This is a genomic window from Ideonella azotifigens (assembly GCF_006519715.1).
Classification (GTDB): domain Bacteria; phylum Pseudomonadota; class Gammaproteobacteria; order Burkholderiales; family Burkholderiaceae_C; genus Ideonella; species Ideonella azotifigens.
Genome location: NZ_VIDT01000968.1, coordinates 1 through 1,610, shown reverse-complemented (window position 1 = coordinate 1,610; position 1,610 = coordinate 1). Strand labels below are relative to the sequence as shown.

The following is a 1,610-nucleotide window of genomic DNA, read 5'->3' as shown; positions in this document are numbered from 1 at the left end:
GCCAGGCGCGTGGGGCCCAGAAGCGGCGAACGGTGGGGCTTGTGGCGCCGCCGCTCATGCCTGGCCTGCCTCGGCTTGCGGCTGCCAGGCCAGCAGCGTGTCCATCATCTGGCGCAGCAGCGGCATGGCGCCTGCGGCGCGCTCTGGCGACCAGCTGAACGGCGGCTGTTCGTCCATGTAGCAGCACCAGCACATTTCCAGCTGCACCGCATGCCAGCCACGCGCGGGCTGGCCATAGTGGCGTGTGATGTAGCCGCCCTTGAAGCGGCCGTCGACCACTTGCGTGAAGTCCTGCTGCGCGGCCAGCAGCTGGCCCAGCGCGTCGCGCATCGAAGGGGCGCAGCTGGCGCCATTGGCGGTGCCGAGGTTCAGGTCCGGCAGCCGGCCCTCGAACAGCCAGGGCAGCTGCGAGCGGATGCTGTGGCCGTCGAACAGCACGGCGTGGCCATGCTCGGCCTTCAGTCGCGTGAGTTCGCCGGCGAGCGCGTCGTGGTAGGGCTGCCAATAGGTGCCGCGGCGTTGCTGCACTTCGGCCGCGTCAGGTGCCTGGCCTTCGAGGTACAGCGGCTCGCCGGTGAAAAAGCGCGTGGGGCACAGCTCGGTGTTGTTGGCGCCGGGATACATCGGCGTGTTGTCGGGCGGCCGGTTCAGGTCGATCACGTAGCGCGAGTGGCGCGGCACGATGAGGCTGGCGCCCAGGTCGCGCACGAAGTCGTAGAGCTTGTCCAGGTGCCAGTCGGTGTCTTCGACGGTGGCGGCATGGGGATGCATGCGGGCCAGCAGTTCGGCCGGAATGTGCTGGCCTGCATGCGGCACGCTGACCAGCAAGGGGCGCGTGCCGCGGTGCAGGGTGTAAATCTCGTCCATCAGGTCTCCGACATCGGGCCGAACTGCCGGGGCGGTGCTCGGCACTGTTTTCAAAACTCGGGGGCAGGGGCGATTCGCGCCAGGTCGGCCGCATCGGGCACGCCCGCATGGACCCGCAACTGGCAAGGCTTGTGCCCGAACTGGTAGGCCAGCTCGTTGGGATGGTCCACGGCCCAGTGCACGAAATCGGCCTGCCGGCCGGTGCTCAGCTGGCCATGGCTGTGGCCCAGGCCCAGCGCCTGCGCGGCATGGCGCGTCATGCCGGCCAGGGCTTCCTCGGGCGTCATGCGGAACAGCGTGCAGGCCATGTTCAGCATCAGCAGCGGCGACAGCGTGGGCGACGAGCCGGGGTTGTGGTCGGTGGCAATCGCCATCGGCACGCCGGCTTCGCGCAATGCGCCCACCGGCGGCAGCTGTTTCTCGCGCAGGAAATAGAAGGCGCCAGGCAGCAGCATGGCCACCGTGCCGCTGGCCGCGAGTGCCTGCACGCCGGCAGGGCTGAGGTATTCGAGGTGGTCGCAGCTTAAAGCGCGGTACTGCGCGGCCATCTCGCTGCCGCCGCAGTCGCTGAGCTGCTCGGCGTGCAACTTGACCGGCAGGCCCAGCGCGCGCGCCGCGTCAAACACGCGCTGCATCTGGCTGGCCGAGAAGGCAATGTTTTCGCAGAAGCCGTCGACCGCGTCGACCAGCCCTTCCGCGTGCCATCGCGGCAGCCAGTCGAGGATGGCGGCGATGTAGGCGTC

Annotated in this window: 2 protein-coding genes; both read right to left on the bottom strand. The window is 69.1% G+C overall.

The features are described 5' to 3' along the window. Positions 1-54 precede the first annotated feature (54 nt). A complete protein-coding gene (gene hutG, locus FKP22_RS29735; RefSeq protein ID WP_141291831.1) occupies positions 55-867 on the bottom strand; it encodes an N-formylglutamate deformylase in 813 nt (270 codons plus the stop codon). Between the two features lie 50 nt (positions 868-917). Next, positions 918-1,610, bottom strand: a 693-nt coding sequence (locus FKP22_RS29730; protein WP_141291830.1) for an amidohydrolase family protein, incomplete at its 5' end; no start/stop codon positions are given.

What these genes read in the sequence shown, in the direction of transcription:
- hutG (WP_141291831.1), bottom strand. Translation starts at nt 867, where the DNA reads ATGGACGAGATTTACACCCTGCACCGCGGCACGCGCCCCTTGCTGGTC.